This is a genomic window from Paracidovorax oryzae ATCC 19882 (genome assembly GCF_000687165.1).
Classification (GTDB): domain Bacteria; phylum Pseudomonadota; class Gammaproteobacteria; order Burkholderiales; family Burkholderiaceae_C; genus Paracidovorax; species Paracidovorax oryzae.
Genome location: NZ_JMKU01000022.1, coordinates 1 through 18,735 on the forward strand (window position 1 = coordinate 1; position 18,735 = coordinate 18,735).

At 68.7% G+C, this 18,735-nt stretch carries 18 protein-coding genes; 4 read left to right on the forward strand and 14 right to left on the reverse strand.

What is annotated here, in order from left to right:
- The 13 genes from T336_RS0116895 to T336_RS0116955 all read right to left on the reverse strand — a co-directional run.
- On the reverse strand, positions 1–292 hold a 292-nt coding region (locus T336_RS0116895; RefSeq protein WP_167333656.1), incomplete at its 3' end, for a transposase.
- A gap of 147 nt (positions 293–439) precedes the next feature.
- Entirely contained in the window at positions 440–1,126 is a 687-nt protein-coding gene (locus tag T336_RS0116900; RefSeq protein ID WP_026433451.1) for a class I SAM-dependent methyltransferase, read from the reverse strand.
- An 11-nt stretch (positions 1,127–1,137) separates the two neighbouring features.
- The gene (locus T336_RS0116905) at positions 1,138–2,046 is read right to left on the reverse strand and encodes an NAD(P)/FAD-dependent oxidoreductase (protein WP_026433452.1); all 909 of its coding nucleotides are present in this window, start codon (positions 2,044–2,046) and stop codon (positions 1,138–1,140) included.
- A 6-nt stretch (positions 2,047–2,052) separates the two neighbouring features.
- The gene (locus tag T336_RS0116910) at positions 2,053–2,496 is read right to left on the reverse strand and encodes an Rrf2 family transcriptional regulator (protein WP_026433453.1); all 444 of its coding nucleotides are present in this window, start codon (positions 2,494–2,496) and stop codon (positions 2,053–2,055) included.
- Between the two features lie 122 nt (positions 2,497–2,618).
- On the reverse strand, positions 2,619–3,635 hold the full coding sequence (locus tag T336_RS0116915; protein WP_084151453.1) for a S1 family peptidase: 1,017 nt from the start codon (positions 3,633–3,635) through the stop codon (positions 2,619–2,621).
- Between the two features lie 109 nt (positions 3,636–3,744).
- Positions 3,745–3,957, reverse strand: coding sequence for a transcription antiterminator/RNA stability regulator CspE (gene cspE, locus T336_RS0116920; RefSeq protein ID WP_026433455.1), 213 nt, complete (start codon positions 3,955–3,957; stop codon positions 3,745–3,747).
- A gap of 238 nt (positions 3,958–4,195) precedes the next feature.
- Positions 4,196–4,804, reverse strand: coding sequence for an NUDIX domain-containing protein (locus T336_RS0116925; RefSeq protein ID WP_026433456.1), 609 nt, complete (start codon positions 4,802–4,804; stop codon positions 4,196–4,198).
- A 114-nt stretch (positions 4,805–4,918) separates the two neighbouring features.
- Positions 4,919–5,059, reverse strand: coding sequence for a cytochrome bd-I oxidase subunit CydX (cydX, locus tag T336_RS0116930; RefSeq protein ID WP_026433457.1), 141 nt, complete (start codon positions 5,057–5,059; stop codon positions 4,919–4,921).
- Between the two features lie 65 nt (positions 5,060–5,124).
- Positions 5,125–6,279, reverse strand: a complete 1,155-nt coding sequence (gene cydB, locus T336_RS0116935; RefSeq protein WP_026433458.1) for a cytochrome d ubiquinol oxidase subunit II — start codon at positions 6,277–6,279, stop codon at positions 5,125–5,127.
- Positions 6,276–7,901: a cytochrome ubiquinol oxidase subunit I gene (locus T336_RS0116940; protein ID WP_026433459.1), complete on the reverse strand. Its 1,626-nt coding sequence runs from the start codon at positions 7,899–7,901 to the stop codon at positions 6,276–6,278. The genes cydB and T336_RS0116940 overlap by 4 nt, the downstream gene beginning before the upstream one ends.
- 36 nt (positions 7,902–7,937) lie before the next feature.
- Positions 7,938–9,653 carry an amino acid ABC transporter ATP-binding/permease protein gene (locus T336_RS0116945; RefSeq protein WP_026433460.1) on the reverse strand — a complete coding sequence of 572 codons (1,716 nt, stop codon included), beginning with the start codon at positions 9,651–9,653 and terminating at the stop codon, positions 7,938–7,940.
- The gene (cydD, locus tag T336_RS0116950; protein WP_084151454.1) at positions 9,650–11,383 is read right to left on the reverse strand and encodes a thiol reductant ABC exporter subunit CydD; all 1,734 of its coding nucleotides are present in this window, start codon (positions 11,381–11,383) and stop codon (positions 9,650–9,652) included. The genes T336_RS0116945 and cydD overlap by 4 nt, the downstream gene beginning before the upstream one ends.
- 101 nt (positions 11,384–11,484) lie before the next feature.
- Entirely contained in the window at positions 11,485–11,865 is a 381-nt protein-coding gene (locus T336_RS0116955; RefSeq protein WP_026433462.1) for a DUF2946 domain-containing protein, read from the reverse strand.
- A gap of 194 nt (positions 11,866–12,059) precedes the next feature.
- Here T336_RS0116955 and T336_RS0116960 point away from each other — a divergent pair, with 194 nt between their 5' ends.
- Both T336_RS0116960 and T336_RS0116965 read left to right on the forward strand, forming a co-directional pair.
- On the forward strand, positions 12,060–12,614 hold the full coding sequence (locus T336_RS0116960) for a GbsR/MarR family transcriptional regulator (protein ID WP_019702097.1): 555 nt from the start codon (positions 12,060–12,062) through the stop codon (positions 12,612–12,614).
- A 123-nt stretch (positions 12,615–12,737) separates the two neighbouring features.
- Positions 12,738–14,609, forward strand: a complete 1,872-nt coding sequence (locus T336_RS0116965; protein WP_026433463.1) for an amidohydrolase — start codon at positions 12,738–12,740, stop codon at positions 14,607–14,609.
- Between the two features lie 57 nt (positions 14,610–14,666).
- Here T336_RS0116965 and T336_RS0116970 read toward each other — a convergent pair whose 3' ends face one another.
- Positions 14,667–16,286 (reverse strand): hypothetical protein, encoded by a 1,620-nt coding sequence (locus T336_RS0116970; protein ID WP_026433464.1) that lies wholly within the window; start codon positions 16,284–16,286, stop codon positions 14,667–14,669.
- A gap of 447 nt (positions 16,287–16,733) precedes the next feature.
- Between T336_RS0116970 and T336_RS0116975 the strand changes: the two genes are divergently transcribed.
- The gene (locus tag T336_RS0116975; RefSeq protein ID WP_244883976.1) at positions 16,734–17,681 is read left to right on the forward strand and encodes a GGDEF domain-containing protein; all 948 of its coding nucleotides are present in this window, start codon (positions 16,734–16,736) and stop codon (positions 17,679–17,681) included.
- Positions 17,682–17,902: 221 nt separating this feature from the next.
- Positions 17,903–18,718 (forward strand): IclR family transcriptional regulator, encoded by an 816-nt coding sequence (locus T336_RS25340; RefSeq protein WP_244883977.1) that lies wholly within the window; start codon positions 17,903–17,905, stop codon positions 18,716–18,718.
- Positions 18,719–18,735 lie beyond the last annotated feature (17 nt).

Sequence of the window (18,735 nt, forward strand, 5' to 3'; positions counted from 1 at the left end):
GCCCCGAGAGCCCTGCGAACTCCCGGTACAGCGGGCGTTCGTGCAGTTCTTCCTCCATGGCCGGGTCGCTCAGGTTCCACCACAGTTGCAGGCAGTGGATGCGCAGCATCGTCTCCACGGCGAATGGCGGGCGTCCACCCAGTGCCTGGTGCGCGCCGCGCGCATGCGGCTGGATCAGCGCCACCAGCGCCGCCCACGGCACCACCCGGTTCATCTCTTCAAGGAAGATCTCCTTGCGGGTCTTCTTGGGCAGGGGATCGAACCCCAGCATCTGCTGCTGCTCATGCGTCATGCTCGCCATCTTGCCTGCGGCTCACTTCACGCGCCAGTCAGCGATGGGGTTTTGCAGACCTTCCCTAACTATGCAAGGTAGCGTGGTCGGAAACATCTGCGAGCTCGGCCCAAGGCCTCTAAAACCAGGCGGCAGCAGGACGGTGCTTCAAGCCGCAGTAATCCCGGCACGCGCCACCCACCCCTTGAAGGTGAACGCGCAATAGAACAGCTCGATGTCCGTGAATCCCGCTTCGCGGAGCTGGTCGGCGTCCTGCTGCGGGGATAACACAGGCAGCCTTTGCCTGATCGCCGCGATGCTCCCTTCCGCCTGTGCCGTGGGCACGCCGGATGCCGCAGCGAATGCCGCATTGCGTGCGAGCCAGCGGTGCCCTGCAGGAATTTCGCTGTCAAAGCTGTGGTGCGCGACGACCAGGGGCGCTCCGGGCTTGAGCCGCGCGCGCAGCTGCTGCAGGGTCCGCAGGCGCTCGTTTGCCGGCAGGAAATGGAGCGTCAGCAGGCAAGTCGCGCCGTCGAAAGGGCCTGCCGGTGCACTGTCAATATAGCCTTCGTGCAGGTCCACGCGCGGCGCGAGCGGGCCGAGGGTCGTGCGGGCAAGGCCGAGCATCTCGGCGGAGGGATCGACCCCGTCGAAGCGCCACGCCGGCTGCATCTCGGCGAAGGCCTTCAGTTCCAATCCGCCACCGGCGCCGAGCACCAGGATGCGGGCGTCGGCCGGGGCCTGTTCGGCCAGCAGCACGCCGGCCATCCTGTGCAGGTCCCGCAGGCCGGGCACCAGCCTCTCGGTTCTCTCGGCGTAGCCCGATACGGCTGCAGGATCGGAGAACGGGATCATCGCGTGCGGTCTTACGCCGGCTGCGGTGCGAGGCTCTCGGGCCACACCAGCGAACGATGGACCTGTGCGCCTGCCATGGCGCCATGGCCCACGGCCAGGGACAACGAGTGGGGGATTCTCGCCACGTCGCCGCAGGCGAACACCCCGGCCACCGATGTCTTGTTCTCGGCATCGGTGCGGATTTGCATGCCCATCGGTGTCTCTTCCAGCGCGCAGCCCATGGCTTCGGCGAGCGGACTGGAAGGGGCCGTGCGCGTCGCCGTGAACAGTCCGGCGAAGCGCAGCTGCCGTCCGTCGGCCAGTACCACGTCGGCATGCCCTTCGATCCTGTCGATGGGGGTCTCCTCGATGGCCACGCCCCGTCGGGCGAGGGCGGAGCGGGACGCGTCGGTCAGGTCCAGGGCGCGGTTGACGAGCAGGGTCACGTCGCCCCAGCCGGTGAGCAGTTCGGCCTGGTGGACGGACATCGGGCTGGCGCCGACGATGCCGATGCGGCCCTGGCCGAGTTCGTAGCCATGGCAGTACGGGCAATGGAAGACGGCCGTGCCCCAGCGCTCGGCAAGGCCTGCGACGGCGGGAAGCTGGTCGGCCACGCCGGTGGCCAGCAGGATGCGGCGGGCATGGTGCGAGCCGCCGTCGGACGTGGTGACCGTGAATGCATCTGCGGATCCAGTGACGGCCGCGGCTTGCCCTTCCTGCCAGCTCAGTGATGGATAGGCGGCGAGCTGCCGGCGCGCATTCGCCGCGATGTCCTCCGGAGGCACGCCGTCCTGGCCCAGGAAACCGTGCGAATGGCTGGCGGAGCGGTTGCGGCGCTGGCCCGCGTCGATCACCAGCACGGATCGGCGCGCCCGTACCAGTTGCAGGGCGGCAGCCATTCCTGCATAGCTTCCGCCGACGATGATGGTGTCATATCGCATGGTCAACTAACTCCTTGTGCGCCGTGCCGCCGCATGCCGGCGCGCGAAGTCGGCGGCCAGGTCGGCGAGGGTGATCTCCGAAAACCGCTTCAGCAGCAGCGCCTCGGCTTCCGCGAACGTGCTTTCCAGTGCCGCGTTCACCGCTTGCTCCACCAGGCATTCCGGCGATTCGTTGCGGTTGCCGATGGCGAACATGGCGGGCTCGCCCAGCGCTTCGTGCAGCTGGCGCAGGGTGACGGTGCCCAGGTCTGCATGGATGCGCCATCCGCCCGCATGGCCTTTGTCCGACGTGACGATGCCCGCCTCCCGCAGGTACCCCATGGTGCGCCGGACGACGACGGGGTTGGTGCCCAGGCATTGCGCGAGGGCGTCGGATGTCATGGGGCCCTCGTGCTCGGCCATGTGCAGCAGCGCATGGAGGACGGAGGACAGGCGGCTGTCGTGTTTCATGTAACTAATGATGTTGCATGATGGGCGGCATGTCAAGCAGCGCTGCCCTGGCGACGGTGACCGGCCGTGGTGCCGCAGGCTACGGGCGAGCGCCCACCGGATGCCCGTCCCGGCCTTTTTTCCTATGCAGGCTGGCTCAGAAGCATCAAGATATCCGCGTACCAGGCGCAATTGAGCCCAAGCGACTCGTCCCTGGCCAGGTCGCGGGTGAGCATGTCCATGCGCGTGGAATGCACTCCGAGCAACTGCCAGTTCGCCAGCGAGGCTCCGTCTGCCCGCCCGCCGCGCCTGCGCCGCAGGACAGGTGCGCCACTGCTGCCACTGTGCGTCCTGGCGTCGGTCAGAAAGCAGCCTTGTTGCTGGAAGCGCACGCCATAGGCCGAAGCGATCGATGCGCCGCGGGCCACGGCGAGGTGGTGAACAGTGTCGTGAAACCCCAAAGGAAATCCGACGATCGCCAGGTTGTCTCCCATGGCCACTTCCTCGCCTGCGGGGTCCAGGTGGGATGGGTCGAAGGCTTGCAGCACCGCGTCTCCCGGAAGGCGGCCGGTGTGGATTTCTATGGCGGCGATGTCCACCGGCCCGCCCGTGTCGGTGGCCTGCCGCCACAGCGCGATACCGTGGCCATAGAGAGGTATCGAGAAGGTCGCGTGCAGGGTCAGATTGCGTGCGTCGGTATGCAATCCGATTTCGATGCGGTCCGGGAAGTGGCTGCTGGGCTCGTCGGAAAAGACATGCCGGTTCGTTACCAGGAACAGCAGGCCGTCGCGGCGGAAGAAGAAGCCGCTGGCACCCGTCAGCAACCGGGTTCCGGAGTACGTGCGGATGTATGTCGTGGCCAGAAGAATGGCTTCGACGGCCTCGCGCTGCGGGATGCTTGCCGGGGGCGGTGCGGCCGACGCCAGCATCGCGTGCGTTCTGGTGATGTCCCGCTCGAAGGCGGCCAGCACATGGTCCGAGATGGGGGTGTTCAGAATGACGGTCCGTGCTGCCTCGGCGCGGGCTTCGAACGAACGCACCAATGTGTCGAGCGTGTCGGATGGCAGTGCTTCCACGATCGATGGAAGCAACGTGTCCAATGCGATCAGGCTCCCCTTGAGTTCGCAGATGCGCTCGGTGGCTTCCTGCAGATTCTTCATGGCAACGATGCCTTCCAGAAAAAAGAAAAAGCGCGGACGAGCCGCGCTTTTCGGGGATGGCCCAGGGGCCTGGGAGAGGATCGGCTGGGCCCGTGTGGCCCATGGCCCATCAGCTCACGGCACGGATGTTGGAAGCTTGCGGGCCCTTGGCGCCCTGGGTGACTTCAAACTGCACGTGCTGGTTCTCCGTCAGGGTCTTGAAGCCGCTGCCCTGGATTTCACGGAAGTGGGCAAAGAGATCCTTGCTGCCGTCGTCGGGGGCGATGAAGCCGAAGCCCTTGCCTTCGTTGAACCATTTCACGATGCCGGTTTGTGTGGTCATGTCGATTTCCTTTCCAGATTGCCGGAAGCCAAAAACGCATCCGGCGAAGAGACGCGAAGAAAATCACCAAGGGAGGTTCGACACAGCCGCCGGAAGAACCGGGGGAAGCGGAAAAAGACCGATGCAATGAAGGCCTTGCACATATCAACGAACCCATGGTACGCGCATTGCTGTCGGCGTGCCGGTTTCACCGGTTTATATTTTTCGGGCCGCTTGCAGGCAGGGCGTGCAAGCGCGCTCAGCCGGGATCGCCAGCGCTTCCCGCCCCGGGGAAGAGGTGCAGCGCGGCGTACTGCAGCAGCATGATCGTCTTGCCGTCGCGTATCGTTCCCGCATCGATCATGGCCAGCGCCTCGTCGATGCCGGTCTCCATCACGGCGATGTCCTCGCCTTCGGCCGCGATGCCGCCGCCCGATGACTGCCGGTCTCCGGGCTGGTACGCGCCGACGAAGAAATGCAGGCGCTCGGTCACCGAGCCCGGGCTCATGAACGCGTCGAACACCTGGCGCACCTCGCGCACCCGGAAACCCGTTTCCTCTTCCACTTCGGCGCGGATGCGGTCCTCGGGCGCGGCGTCGTCGAGCAGGCCGGCAGGCGTTTCGATCAGCAGGTCGTCGTGGCCGTTCACGAACGCCGGATAGCGGAACTGCCGGGTGAGGATGACGGTGCGGCGCTGCAGGTCGTAGAGGAGGATCGTCGCCCCGTTGCCCCGGTCGTAGGTTTCGCGCGACTGGCGCTGCCAGCTGCCGTCGCTGCGCTGGAAGGAGAACGTGGTCTTCTTCAGAACGTACCAGTCGTCCGAGAGGGTGGTGACGTCTTCGATGCGGATACGGTGGGCGATGCTCAATGGTGTCTCCTGCCGCCTGGCGAGGCGGTGTCCCGGCAGTCTATCCACTGGCCGCGGATGCCTGCCGGGCACGGGCCGGGCAGGGACGGTGCTCCTGCCCGTAGCTGCGCGCCGCTAGGTTCCCGGCTGCCGGCCGGGCCCGTGTCCCGAGGCCCGCTGCAGGGCCTGGTCATCCATGAGTTCGTACCACATCGCGTTCAGCACGGCGAAGGCGGCGGCCAGGAGCAGGCCGAGTATCCAGGCGAAGTACCACATGGTGTTGTCCTTTCAGCATTCAGTCATTGGTGGATCGGTTCATTCATCCGGGGAGGGCGGGGCGGTCAGTAGGCGTGGTCGCCGTGGGTGATGTCGTGCGCGCGCACCTTGCCCCACATCACGCGGTACACCCAGCTGGTGTAGGCCAGGATCAGCGGGACGAAGATGACCGCGCACACCAGCATGATGAAGAGGGTCAGGTGGCTGGACGAGGCGTCCCACACCATGAGCGACGAGCGAGGGTCCAGCGAGGACGGCACGATGAACGGGAACATCGAGGCGCCTACGCTCAGCACGATGCCGGCCACGGACAAGCCGCTGAAGACGACCGTGATGCCCTCCCACCGGGCGCGCAGGCCGGCGAGCGCCAGGAGCGCGCCGGCGAAGCCCAGTGCGGGTGCCAGCATCGTCCACGGATGGCGCGCGTAGTTGGCGAACCAGCCGCCGGCCACGCCCGAGGCCACGGTCTTGGCCAGCGGGTCGGAAGGGCCGTTGGCCACGTGGGCGCTGGTGAGCTGGTAGCTGCCCACCAGCTTCCACAGCAGGACGCCGGCCAGCGCGTACAGCGCGATGGTGGCGACGGCAGCCACGGTGGCGAAGCGGCGCGAGCGATCGGCCACGGCACCTTCGGTCTTCAGCGCCAGCCAGGCGCCGCCGTGCATGGCCAGCATGGCGACGGAGACGAGCCCGGCCAGCAGCGCGAACGGGTTGAGCAGGCCGATGAAGCTGCCGGCATAGACCATGCGCATGTCCCCCGTGAACCGGAAGGGCACGCCCTGCAGCACGTTGCCCAGGGCCACGCCGAAGATCAGCGCGGGCACGAAACCGCCGATGAACAGCGCCCAGTCCCAGGTCCCGCGCCATGCGGCGCTCTCGCGCTTGCTGCGGTACTTGAAGCCCACGGGCCGCAGGATCAGCGCGAACAGCGTGGCGAACATCGCCAGGTAGAAGCCCGAGAACGACATCGCGTAGATGTGCGGCCAGGCGGCGAAGACGGCACCGCCGCCCAGGATCAGCCAGACCTGGTTGCCTTCCCACACGGGACCGACGGTGTTGATGACCACGCGGCGCTCCAGGTCGGTGCGGGCCACGAAGGGCAGCAGCGTGCCCACGCCCAGGTCGAAGCCGTCGGTGACGGCGAAGCCCACCAGCAGCACGCCCAGCAGCAGCCACCAGATGATGCGCAGGGTGTCGTAGTCGAGAAGGGTGTGCAGAGTCATGCTGCGTCTCCGGCGGGTTCGAAGGTGGTGGGTTGCGAGGTGCCGGGGGGCACGGCGCCGATCAGCGGCGCGGCGGCGCCGTGCGATAGGGGCGTCTCCGGATCGGGCCCTTTGCGGATGGCCTTGAGCATGAGCTTCATCTCCACCACGATCAGTGCGGTGTAGAGGGCGGCGAAGCCCAGCAGCGTGAACAGCACGGTCCCCGCGCCCAGCTCGGACACGGCCACGGCCGTGGGCAGCACGCCTTCCACGGCCCAGGGCTGGCGGCCCAGCTCGGCCACGATCCAGCCGCATTCAGCGGCGATCCAGGGCAGCGGGATGGACCACACGGCCAGCTTCAGCAGCCAGGGATGGGCGTCCAGCCGGCGGCGTGCCGACAGCCAGAAGAACACGGCGTTGAGCACGATGAAGAACATGCCCAGTCCCACCATCACGCGGAACGACCAGTAGAGCGGCGCGACCTGCGGCACCGTATCCCAGGCGGCCTGGGCGATCTGCGCCTCGGTGGCCTGGCGCGGGTCGTCCACGTAGCGCTTGAGGAGCAGGGCGTAGCCCAGCCGGCGGCCGTGCAGTTCGAACACCATGCGGGCGTGGTTGGGGATGGCCGCGTCCGAGCCGGCGGCGCGGATCTGCTGCAGCGCGTCGTAGGCCTGGATGCCGTCGCGGATGTTGCCCTCGGCCTGCTTGACCAGATCGTTGATCCCGGGGATCTGCGTATCGAGCGAGCGCGTGCCGATCAGGCCCATCACCCACGGGATGTGCACCGCATAGTGCGTCGTGCGCGCTTGCTGGTCGGGCCAGCCGATGGCGGTGAACGATGCCGGCGCGGGCTCGGTGTCCCACATCGCTTCGACCGCCGCGAGCTTCATCTTCTGGTGCTCGCTGGTGGCATAGCCGCTCTCGTCGCCCAGCACCACTACCGACAGCGCGGCGGCCAGGCCGAAGGAGGCCGCCACGGTCATCGAGCGCCTGGCCAGCTCCACGTGCCGGCCCTTGAGCAGATACCAGGCCGACACGCCCAGCACGAAGAGCGCCGCGATCGTATAGCCGGCCGACACCGTGTGCACGAACTTGGCCTGCGCCACCGGGTTGAACACCACGTCGTAGAAGCTGTCCACTTCCATGCGCAGGGTCTGCGGGTTGAGCCTGGCGCCCACGGGGTTCTGCATCCAGCCGTTGGCGATCAGGATCCACAGGGCCGAGAAGTTGGTGCCCAGCGCGACCAGCCAGGTCACCACGCAGTGCGCCACCTTGGACATGCGCTCCCAGCCGAAGAAGAACATGCCGACGAAGGTCGCCTCCAGGAAGAAGGCCATCAGCCCTTCGATGGCCAGCGGTGCGCCGAAGACGTCTCCCACGTAGTGGCTGTAATAGCTCCAGTTCATGCCGAACTGGAACTCCATCACGATCCCGGTGGACACGCCCAGCGCGAAGTTGATGCCGAACAGCACGCCCCAGAACTTGGTCATCTGGCGCCAGACGGTGCGGCCGGTCATCACGTAAACCGTCTCCATGATGGCCAGCAGCACGGCCAGCCCGATCGTGAGCGGCACGAAAAGAAAGTGGTAGAGCGCGGTCATCGCGAACTGCAGTCGCGACAGGCCGACGACGTCGAGGTCCATGGTGGAAATCCTTTCTTGGAGGGAAAAAGCGTTGACTCAGTGGGCGCGCAATGCCTGCAGCGCGGCGTCGAAAGACGGCGTGCCGCGCTGGTGCTGCGCGGCGATGCGTCCGTGCACGACCACCACGAGCCGGTCGGCCAGGCGGGCCTCTCGGCGCAGGTGCGTGGCGATCAGGAGGGTCTTGCGCCCGGCATGCCGGTCCAGCCGGGCGAGCACGTCGCAGGCCGTCGGGCCGTCCAGGCCTTCGGTGGGTTCGTCCAGCAGCCAGAACGCGGACGGATGCAGCAGCAGCCGTGCCAGGGCGAGGCGGCGCGCCTGCCCGCCCGACAGGCCCAGCCCGCCTTCGCCGAGCCGGGTGTCCAGGCCGTGTTGCAGCCGCTGGACGTCGCCGGCCAGGCCGCTGGCCTGCAGCGCCGTCCAGAGCCGATCGTCGGTGGCGGCGGGGTCGGCCAGCCGCAGGTTGTCTCGGATGCTGTCCTGGAACAGTTCGGTCCGCTGGGTGAGCCACGTGCAGGGTTGCGCCTGCACGGTGCCCGCGCGCGCGGGCAGCTCGCCCGCGACCAGCGACAGCAGCGTGGATTTGCCCGCGCCGCTCGCACCCACCACGGCCACCCGTTCGCCGGGGGCCAGGCGCAGGTCGATGCCGCGCAGTACCGGTGCGCCGGTGGCCGCGCCGCCGGCCTCGACACCCGCCAGACAGGCGGCGGCTTCGATGTCGCAGGCCGCATGGCCGGAACGTGGTGCGCGCTGCTTCAGGTCCGGTCCGGCCCATTGGGGAGCCAGGCGGCGCGCGGCCAGCATGCTGCGGCCGGCCTCCAGCGCACCCCGCCGCAAGGCCTGGAAGGGCTCCAGCGCGGCGAGCGCCGTCAGCAGGGCCAGCGCCGCGAGCGGTGCGCCCAGCGCTCCGGCACCCGCCAGTGCGCCAGCGGCGAGCAGGACGCCAGCCACGCCCAGGTGCCCGGCCACGGCGTGGAGCCATCCGCAGCGGGTGTCGATGCGATGGAGTTCGTCGTCGGCGCGTGCGAGGCGGGCGTCGGTCCGCGCGATGTGCTGGCACTGCGTCGGCAACTGCCCGGTCATGGCCAGTTCGGTCTGGCCTGCGACGAGGTCGATGGCCTGCGCGCGCAGCCGCTCCATGCCGAGGGCGCGGCGCAGCGCGGCGGCGCGCGCCCGGCGGGTCGCGAGGAGGGCCGCGCCGCCGCCGCACCCCACCAGCCAGGCGAAGGCCGCGGCGCCCAGGCGTGCATCCAGGGAGCCCAGCACGCCGGCCGCCAGCAGCGCCGCGCCCAGTGCGGCGGCGGCGGGCACCAGCACGCGCAGGTAGATGGATTCCAGCGCGTCGATGTCCTGTGTGAGCCGAAAGAGCAGGCGCGCCGGACGGCGCAGCAGCGCCTGCGCAGCCTGCGGACGGGCCCAGCCCCGCAGCAGGCGCTCGCGCAGCGCGGCCAGCACGGCCAGGGTGGCATCGTGGGTCACGATGCGCTCGGCGTACCGCCCCGCGGTGCGCCCCAGCGCCAGCAGGCGGATGCCGGCGCTGGGCATGAACACGTTGAATGCCAGGGCGGCACCGCTGGCCAGGCCGGCGAGCGCGGTCGCCGTGATGAACCAGCCGGAGAGGCCCAGCAGGGCTATGCCTGCCAGCACCGTGGCGCACGACAGCGCCGCTCCGAGCAGCATCCGGCGGCCGCCTGCCTCCATGAAAAGGCGCAGCACCGCTGCCAGCGCGTGGCGGGACCGGGCGCGGGCGTTCATGCGGCCCTCCGGTGCATGCCGGCGGCGTCGATGCCGCCGATGTCGATGACGCGGCCGATGCGGGCCGCCAGCGCCCTGTCGTGGGTCGCGACGATGAGCGTGCGCCCGTGTGCCATGCGCGCCAGGGAATCGGCCACGGCCAGGGCGGTCCCGCGGTCCAGGTGTGCGGTCGGCTCGTCGAGCAGCCACAGGCCGGCCTGCGGCGTCGCGGCAGCGCGGGCCAGAGCCAGCCGGACCGCCTCTCCACCGGACAGCCCCGCTCCCCCTTCTCCCAGCGGGGTTTCCGGCAGGAGGGGGGTGCCCCGCTCCAGGCCGGCGCGGCGCAGTGCTGTGGCGACATCGCTGCGCGTGATCTCCGCCCTGTGCAGCGCGACGTTGTCATGCAGTGAGCCCGCGAAGACGTGCGGCTTCTGGCCCACCCAGGCCATGCGCCCGCGCAGGGCGGCGGCACTGCCGCTGTCCAGCGGAATGCCCTCGATGCGCACCGTCCCGCTGCTCGCCGGCACCAGGCCGGCGATGAGCGACAGCAGGGTGGACTTGCCGGCCCCGCTGGCACCGACGAGCGCCACGTGTTCACCCGCGCCGATGCGGAGGTTCGCTGCTTCGAAAACGGCATCGCCGCCGGGATACGAGAAGCCCAGCCCTTCGATGTCCACGGCCGGCGGACGCGGCGCGGCGCTGCCCGGTGCTGCGGCGCAAGCATCCAGTGCGCCGGGCAGGGGCAGGCGCGCGCCGCGCAGTGCGGCGAGCGCCTGCAGCGCGGCCCGGCCCGCGGCCCGGTCGTGCCAGGCGGCCGACAGGTCGCGCAGCGGTTCGAAAAATGCGGGTGCCAGCAGCAGGATGAACAGCCCCTGTCCCAGTCCCAGCGGCCGGCCCCAGCTGCCCATGCCGATCTGGCCCAGCAGGTGGAAGCCCACATACACCGCCACGAAGGCCACCGCGAGCGCGGAGAACAATTCCAGCGATGCCGAGGACAGGAAGGCGATGCGCAGCACGCGCATGGTGCGCCGCCGGAGGTCCTCGGCCGAGGCGCGCAGGCGCAGGGCCGTGGCATCCACCGCGCCCAGCGCGCGCAGGGTGCTCAGGCCGCGCAGGCGGTCGAGCAGGAAGCCGTTCATGCCCCCGAGCGCCTGCAGCTGTTCCGCGCTGGCTGCCTGGGCACGCCAGCCGATCAGCGCCATGGCCGCTGGAATCAGCGGTGCGGCGGCGACCAGGATCAGTGCGGCAGCCCAGGACACGCCCGCAACGGCCAATGCGATCGCGGCCGGCACGGCCATCACGCGCCAGCGCGCGGGCTCGTAGCGCAGCAGCCAGGGCAGCAGGGCGTCGGCCTGCTCGGCGACGGCACTGGCGGCCCGGCCGGAGGCGGGTCGGCCACGGTCCAGCGGCGAGCTGCCGGCCAGCGCGGCACAGGCCTGCCCGCGCAACTGGCTGATGTAGCGCCGCGATGCGGCGAAGATTCTGCGGGCACCCCAGGCTTCGCCGGTGGCGCGCGCGGCGCCCAATGCCGCGTAGGCCGCCGCATGCCAGGTCACGTCCTGCCAGCCGCCGCCGGCGGCCAGGCGATGCACGGCCCAGGCCAGCAGGGCCGCCTGGGGCATCCACAGCAGCGAGGCGGCGGCGATGCAGGCTGCGCCGACCCGGTATCCGGAAGGCGGATCGAAGCGTGGAAGCGGCGGCTCCGCGGGCGCATCGGCCGTGGGCGTGCCTGCCGCTGCAGGATGGGGCATGGAAACTCTCCAGAAAGGCAATCGCGGAGGGCGGCGCGCAGGCCGGCCTGCCCGTGCCGGTGGCGGCGGGCAGCGGCTGGCGGACCGCGAAGGAGGGGGCGTCAGGAAAGGCTCGGGGGCGCGCGGCTGGGGTGCGCGGACCAGACCGCCACCAGGCGGGGCGGCAACGGCAGGCATGTCGCGGCCATGCCGCGCGCGGCGGTGCCGGCAACGACCGGCGTGCCGGGCAAGCACGCGATGGCGGGCACGTCCTGCAGCAGCCGGCAGAAGGGACAATCCATGCCCGAGGGCAGTGCATGGTCGGCGGGCAGGCCTTGCGTGTCCGCGGCGATCAGCCGGGGACCCTGCGAGGTGCATACCTCGATCCAGGTCTTTCCGGCCGGGGCGGCCAGCACGCTGCTCCATGCAGGCATGAGGCTCCCCCACAGGATGGCCACGATGGCCAGCCAGAGGAAGGGAGAGCGCGGACGGTGCCGGGACATGCGGTAGGGGCGTCGCCTTCGCAGCTGTGCTGTGAAAGCTTCCAAAAATTCAGAAATCTCTGAAATTTTAGGTGTCGCCGCGAACCGCGTCACTGGAAAGTCTTGATCCCGGGCAAGAACGGGGCTTTCGTTTGATGCAGGACAAAAGCCCGTGTGATAATGAAAATTTCTGAATCTTCGAAAATTTCAATAAATTGACGCCACTCGTTCACACCTTCGTCAGCCACTTCGGCGAGATGGGCAGCCGCTGGGGTATCAACCGGACGGTGGGGCAGATCTATGCCCTGCTGTTCGTCACCGAGCGGCAGCTCCACGCAGACGACATCGGCGAGCAGCTCGGCATTTCCCGCTCGAACGTCAGCATCGGACTCAAGGAACTGCAGTCGTGGGGATTGGTGCGGCAAAGCCGCATTCCGGGGGACCGGCGCGAATATTTCTCCTCCCTGGGCGACGTGTGGGAAATCTTCCGCGTCGTGGCGGCCGAGCGCCGCCGCCGCGAGATCGCTCCCACGCTGTCCGTGTTGCGCGAGTCGCTCATGGCCGGCACGACGTCGCCTGAGGACGCCTTCGCGCAGCAGCGCATGCGCGAGATGCACGACCTGGTGGATTTGGCCAACAACTGGTTCGACGACCTGCAGCGGCTGTCGCCCGAGTCCATGGCGCAGTTGATGAAGATGGGCTCCAAGGTCCAGAAGTTGCTCAAGGCGAAGGACCGGCTGCTGGGTCCGTCCCGGGGCCGCGACGGCTGACGGCCTGGGTCCCCGTGTAATGGGATGTAGCCGAATCCCGCCTTTCCCGGTGCGTTCCCGCGATATCGTGGCCCGTGGCAGAAGCCACGACCGCCACACCATCACGAACCGAGGGAGGTTTCCATGTCGTCCGATAGCGTTTCATTCGGCTGCGCCTGCTGCAGCCCCCGCATGCTGCCTGCGTACCGGCACGACCATGCGGAATGGCAATCCCTGCTCGCGGATGCCGCTGCGCAGGATGGGGCACGCGGGGCGCCGCAGGCCGTGATCTTCCACGGCGGACACATCCATCCGGATCCGGAGCATCCCGACAGGAAGGTCGAGGCGATCGGCATCGCCAACGGCAAGGTCATCGTGAGCGGCAGGCTGCACGACGTGCGCAAGGCGATGACCGTGTTCGAGCCGCTGGAGCGGCCGCTGTCGGGCGAGCAGACGCTGCTGCCCGGCCTGATCGACGCGCATGCCCACACGCTGACCAGCGCGCTCATCATCGACTGGACTGACCTGTCGCCGTTCGACGGGCAGGACCTGGACACGCACTACGACATCCAGCTGATCGAGAAGCGGCTGCGTGCGGCGGTGAAGGCGGCGCAGCAGGCGACGCCGCCGAAGCCCTGGGTGATGGGCTTCGGCGTGGACCCGTCGCTGATGAAGGTCTGGACGGATATCGATGCGAAGTTCCTCGACGGCATCAGCACCGAGGTGAAGATGTTCCTGCTCAATGCATCGGGCCACATCAGCTATGCGAACACGCCCGCGCTGCAGGCGGCGAAGCTCGACAAGGATTTTCCGGACGGCGTGCTCACGGAGCAGCAGTCCGCAGCGATGCTGGTGGCCATGCCGCAGCCGGGCCCGGAGCAGATGCTCGATGGCCTGAAACGCGTCTTCCAGCAGGCGAACCAGCGCGGCATCACGACGGTGTTCGAGGCGAGCGTCGGGCTGCTGAACGGGCCGAAGGAAGTGACCATGCTCAAGGCCTTGGCGCAGACACCGGCCATGACCGTGCGCATGGGCGGCGCGCTGTACGGCAACAGCAACGACTTGATGACCTGGGTGAACTGCTACCAGCCGGAGCTGTCGAGCGACGGCAACAGCCTGTTCACGATACGCGCGCTGAAACTGATTTCCGACGGCTCCAACCAGGGCCTGACCGGATTCCAGAGCCGGCCGTACCTGTGCTGCAACGAGCATTCGGTGCCCGGCGTCGGTGCCTGGGGCCTGTTCAATTTCGATCCGGCGCGCAAGCTGGCGGACGTGATGGCCGTGGTGGCCGCGGCGGGCTGGCCCATCCTCACGCACGCCAATGGCGACGAAGCCATCACCAACGTGCTGGCCGCCTACCAGATGGCCCTGAGCAAGGTGCCGCCCCCGGCGCCGACGGATGCGCCCGCGGCTTCCCTGCCGCAGGCGCCGGCCTGGGCACGGCAGCGGCACCGCATCGAGCATGCCTCGCTGCTGCACGATGACACGATCGGCCTGATGCGGCGCATGGAGATCTCGCCGAGCTTCCTGATCGGCCACGTGGGCTACTGGGGCAAGGCCTTCCAGGACACGATCCTCGGCAAGGACCGCTCCCTGCTGCTCGATCGCTGCGCCTCCGCCCTGCAGGCCGGCCTGCGGATCAGCCTGCACAGCGACCATTTCGTGACGCCGCTGGGACCCCTGCGCTGCATGGAGCAGGCGGTCGGCCGCGTGATGGAGGCCACCGTGAAGCACCCGGCCCACGGGGCTCCGGCGCATGGCGAAGGCAAGGTGCTGAATGCGCCGGAGTGCCTGGACGTGGCCCAGGCGCTGCGCGCCGTGACCATCGACGCCGCCTGGCAGTGCCACCTCGACCATCAGATCGGCTCGCTGCTGCCGGGCAAGCAGGCGGACCTCGTCATCCTGGCGAAGAACCCGCTGCAGTGGTCGGCACCCCACGCCGCCGGCATGCGCGACATCGGGGTGCTGGAGACCTGGGTGAACGGCAGCAGGGTGTTCACCACCGGGCACTGAAGCCCGGGTTCCACCGCCCGCGCCGATGGGCGGGCGGCAGTGCTCTGGCTTGCGCTCTCAGGGCGTCTTGAAGAGGTGGGGGTAGCTCATGCCGTAGTTGGCGGCGATGCCGGGCGTGGCGTTGGGGTTGCTCAGCTTCATGAACGAGGCGCCGATGATCGGCAGGCCCTGGGCATCGGGCACCAGGATGCTGGCCCAGCCATATTTGAAGGCTGCAGACATGGATCGCCAATTGACCGAAGACGCCAATGCGTTACTTTCAAAGGCGAAACTCAGAACCGAGACGGCACCGCAACTTTCGTACTGCTCGAATGCAGGAGGCACGGAGCGGTCGGACAGGGTCGCGGCGCGATCAAAAATTGCCATGCCCCAGCTCCTGGACAGGCTGCAGACGCTCTGACCGACCTGGGTATTGGCGGCATGGAAATACTGGGGGCCTGCACCGACGGGCGGAACGACGGAATACACCCGCTGGCTCGACGCGTCCGACTGGCTGTAGTCCTTCGCGACGCTGTACCGCTTGGTGGGGGTGGCGAGCACCCAGTCTGTCCGGGCCGAAATCGATTGCTCGACGACGTACTGGTTCCTGACCTCGCGCGTTGCCATCAGCCGGGAGAGATCGCCGGCGGTCCGCCGGGCGTTCTCGGCGGAAGGCGGCAGGTACATGGGGGTGGAGAGGTCGGGCAGGTCGTTGAACCGGGCTGCCAGCACGGGGGCGGCCGTGGGCTGCGCGGTACTGCCCTGGGCATCCTTGTAGCGGTAGGCCAGCCCTGCGGACACCAGCAGAGGGTCGGCCGTATAGAGCTCGGGCTGCCCCACCACCCCGTCCGTGGGCGGGAACAGCATGTAGTTGCCGCGCGCGGGCTGGCCGGCGATGTCGACGGCCTGGATGGCGGTGGCCGGGCCGGAGAACGTGGTGGAGCCTGGCACGTCGATGATGTACCACGTGGCCGAGACCTGTCCCGTAGGAGTGGCGAGCCCGCGGGAGGCGGCGGCGGGTTCACCGCTGATGTCGTCCAGCAAGAGCGTGTTGAGGGTTCCGTAGCGCTCGGTACAGGGCTGGACGCCATTCACTGCTTTGATCAATGTGAACAGGGTCGAGTTGCTGGCCCCGTCGTCGCCATACGCGCGGGCGCCCGGTACGTCGGCCATCACGATGGCTTCGATGCTGCCTTCCCGGGTCTGGGCGGCCTTGGTGGCCGCGCTCCATGCGGGGTCCAGGCGGTCCGTGGAGAAGGGCTGTGGCACGTTCCGGGACAGTTGCGGCATTGTGCAGGTGAGGTCGTCCGTGGTCAGTTGCGCGGTGCCGTCGGCACCGGCCGTCACCGCCCCCGTCCAGATGTCGCCGGGCCCCAGCAGCACATGCATGCTCAGCAGCCGGTCGCCGTTGTTGGCGCCGCGGAAGCGCACGTTCACCACCTTGCCGTTGTCCCGGTCCATGTTCACCAGGTGCAGCACGGACATCTGGCCGTTCTGCGCGGTGAAGTAGGGCACCAGCAGGGCGTGGCCGGTCTTGCCTTCCACCACCCGGGTGGCGGCGGCGTTGGTATAGCCCAGCTGCGCGCCGGAGGGGGTGGCGCCGGTTCCGGCGATGACGCCCGCATGGGCTGCTCCGGCGACGGCCATCGTGCCGAGCAGGGCAGCGGCTGCCCTGGAAATGGGGTGGATTCTTTTCATGGTTTCTCCTTGCATGGATGGAGCCTCCGGGCGGCGGCGTGCCGGCGCAGGCCTGTGGCTTGGCATGCGGCATGTGGCAGCGACCGTGTACGGGCGGGCAGTAATGGCCGAGGTGGGAGGGCGCGGCAAGCGCACCCGCATGGACCCGATGGGGCCTTCTTCCTGGGCCTGGCAGTTTTTATCTCCCGGCTATGCCGTGGCACCCCCCCTGGGTCGGTATAGCGTAACACCTGGTTTCGTTTTGCCATCCCATCAGCCCAAGCTGTTTACTTTCCGTTGCATGCAGGGTGCTGCTTCGGGCGGAAATGGTCAGCCCGCGTCGGGCGAGCCGAGCGAAGGCGCACCCCAAGGCCATCGGGTCTGCCAGCGGCGGGCAGGACATCCAGGGACTCTCGCAGGCCGTCCCGCCTGCGCATGCGCGAAGGCCCCGCGGCTATCATCCACCGCATGGCCGAGCTCACCGATGACCGAACGACGAGTGCGTCCTTGCTCGAATTGAACGCCCGGCTGGCGCTCTATTCGATCGATGCCATTGCCGACATGATCATCTGGACCGATCGCGACGGTCGGTATGTCACGGTCAACCGGGCGGCGCAGCAACTTCTGGGTTATACGCCCGAGGAGTTCCGCAGCCTCCGCGTGTGCGATGTGGATCCGCTGTTCAGCGAGGAGCGCTGGCGCAGCCATTGGGCCGACCTGGAACGCCTGGGCTCTGTCACGCTGGAAACCGTGAACACCCGCAAGGATGGCACCAGCGTTCCCATCGAGGTCACCGCCAGTCTGGTGGTGTTCGATGGCTCCCTGTTCAATTGTTCGGTGGTGCGCGACATCACGGAGCGCCGCCGCAATGAAGTGGAGCGCCAGGCGCTCAACGAGCGCATCTACCAGTTGAGCATCACGGACAGCCTGACGGGCATTGCGAACCGGCGCCGGTTCGACGAAATGCTGGGCAGCGAGTTCGCGCGCCATGCACGCAGCGGCGAGCCACTATGCGTCGTGCTGATCGACATCGACCATTTCAAGGCCTTCAATGACCACTACGGGCATCCGGGCGGAGACAGTTGCCTGCAGCGCGTCGCCGCCGCGATCGACACCCGCATGCGATGGCCCTGCGATCTGGCAGCGCGCTATGGGGGGGAGGAGTTCGCCTGCATCCTGCCCGCTTCCGGCCTGGAGGAAGCGTCGGACATGGCCGAGGGACTGCGCCGAGCGATCGAGGCGCTGGCTATTCCCCACGCCGCAGCGGCCTCCGGCCGGGTGACGGCCAGCGTGGGCGCGGCGTGCTGCCTGCAGGTCGCGGAGCGGAGACCGGATGGCTTGCTCGAGGCTGCGGATGCCTTGCTCTACCGCGCGAAGCGGGAGGGCCGCAACCGGACCGCGGTCGCGTACCTCTGAGTGATGCTGCAGGCGGGCTCCTGCCATTCGCGCCCATCCTCCGGCCATCCGCGCTTCGCTAACATGCGGGTGTGGTCATCGCATTCGAGGGAGGCACAGTTTTCATGGAGCAGACAGCGGGGCGCAGGTCGCCGCAGGAAAGGGGCCGGCACCAGGGTAGAAGCGCGCGCGCCGAGGCGGATGCCGCACCGCCGGCCGCAGGCCGTGGTCGCAGGCCTGCCATGGCGGAGTCCATGGCCGGGCCCGAAGAGGTGGCCGATGGCGGCTCGGGACCGGATGGCGCGGGGCGCTCATCCGAGTCCAGCCTGTCGCGCCTGCTCGCGACCCTGGGGCTGTTCTCCACGGCCAGGCCGTCGCTGATGGCCGATGAGATCGCCGCCGAGCTGGGCGTCCCCAAGAGCACGGCCTACCGGTACATCCAGGAGCTCACGAAGGTCGGGTTGCTGGTGCGTCTGGACCGCAGCATCACGCTCGGCCCCCGCATCATCGAGCTGGACCGCTGCATCCGTGAATCGGATCCGGTGATCCGCGCTGCAGTGCCGCCGATGCGCGAACTGGCGGAGCAGACCGGGCTGGACGTGTTCCTGTCCAAGCTATACGGCCACTCGATCATCACGGTGCATACGGAGTCCCATGATCCGCAGCCGCGGCTGCGCTACGGGCGGGGCCGCCCGGTGCCCGTGCTGCAGGGGGCCAGCTCCAAGGCGCTGGTGGCGTTCCTGCCTGCCGCGCGGCTGCGGCGGCTGCACCAGGAACTGGCCGGCGAATCCGGCGAGGTGCCTTCCTGGGAGGAGTTCTACGAGATGGCTCAGCGCATCCGGCGCGACGGCTACTGCCGCACGTCGGGCGAGTTGAACGAGGGGCGGACGGGGGTGTCCGCGCCGATCTTCGGACGCGGGCGACTGGTGGTGGCAAGCGTCACTGCGCTGGGCAGCGATGCGCGGATGGCGCTCTTCAAGGAGGAGGCGATCGCCGAACTGGTGCGGCGCACGGCCCACATGGTCAGCGTGCGCCTTTCGGCCGACGGCCACCTGTAGGCAGGAGGCATCGCCCG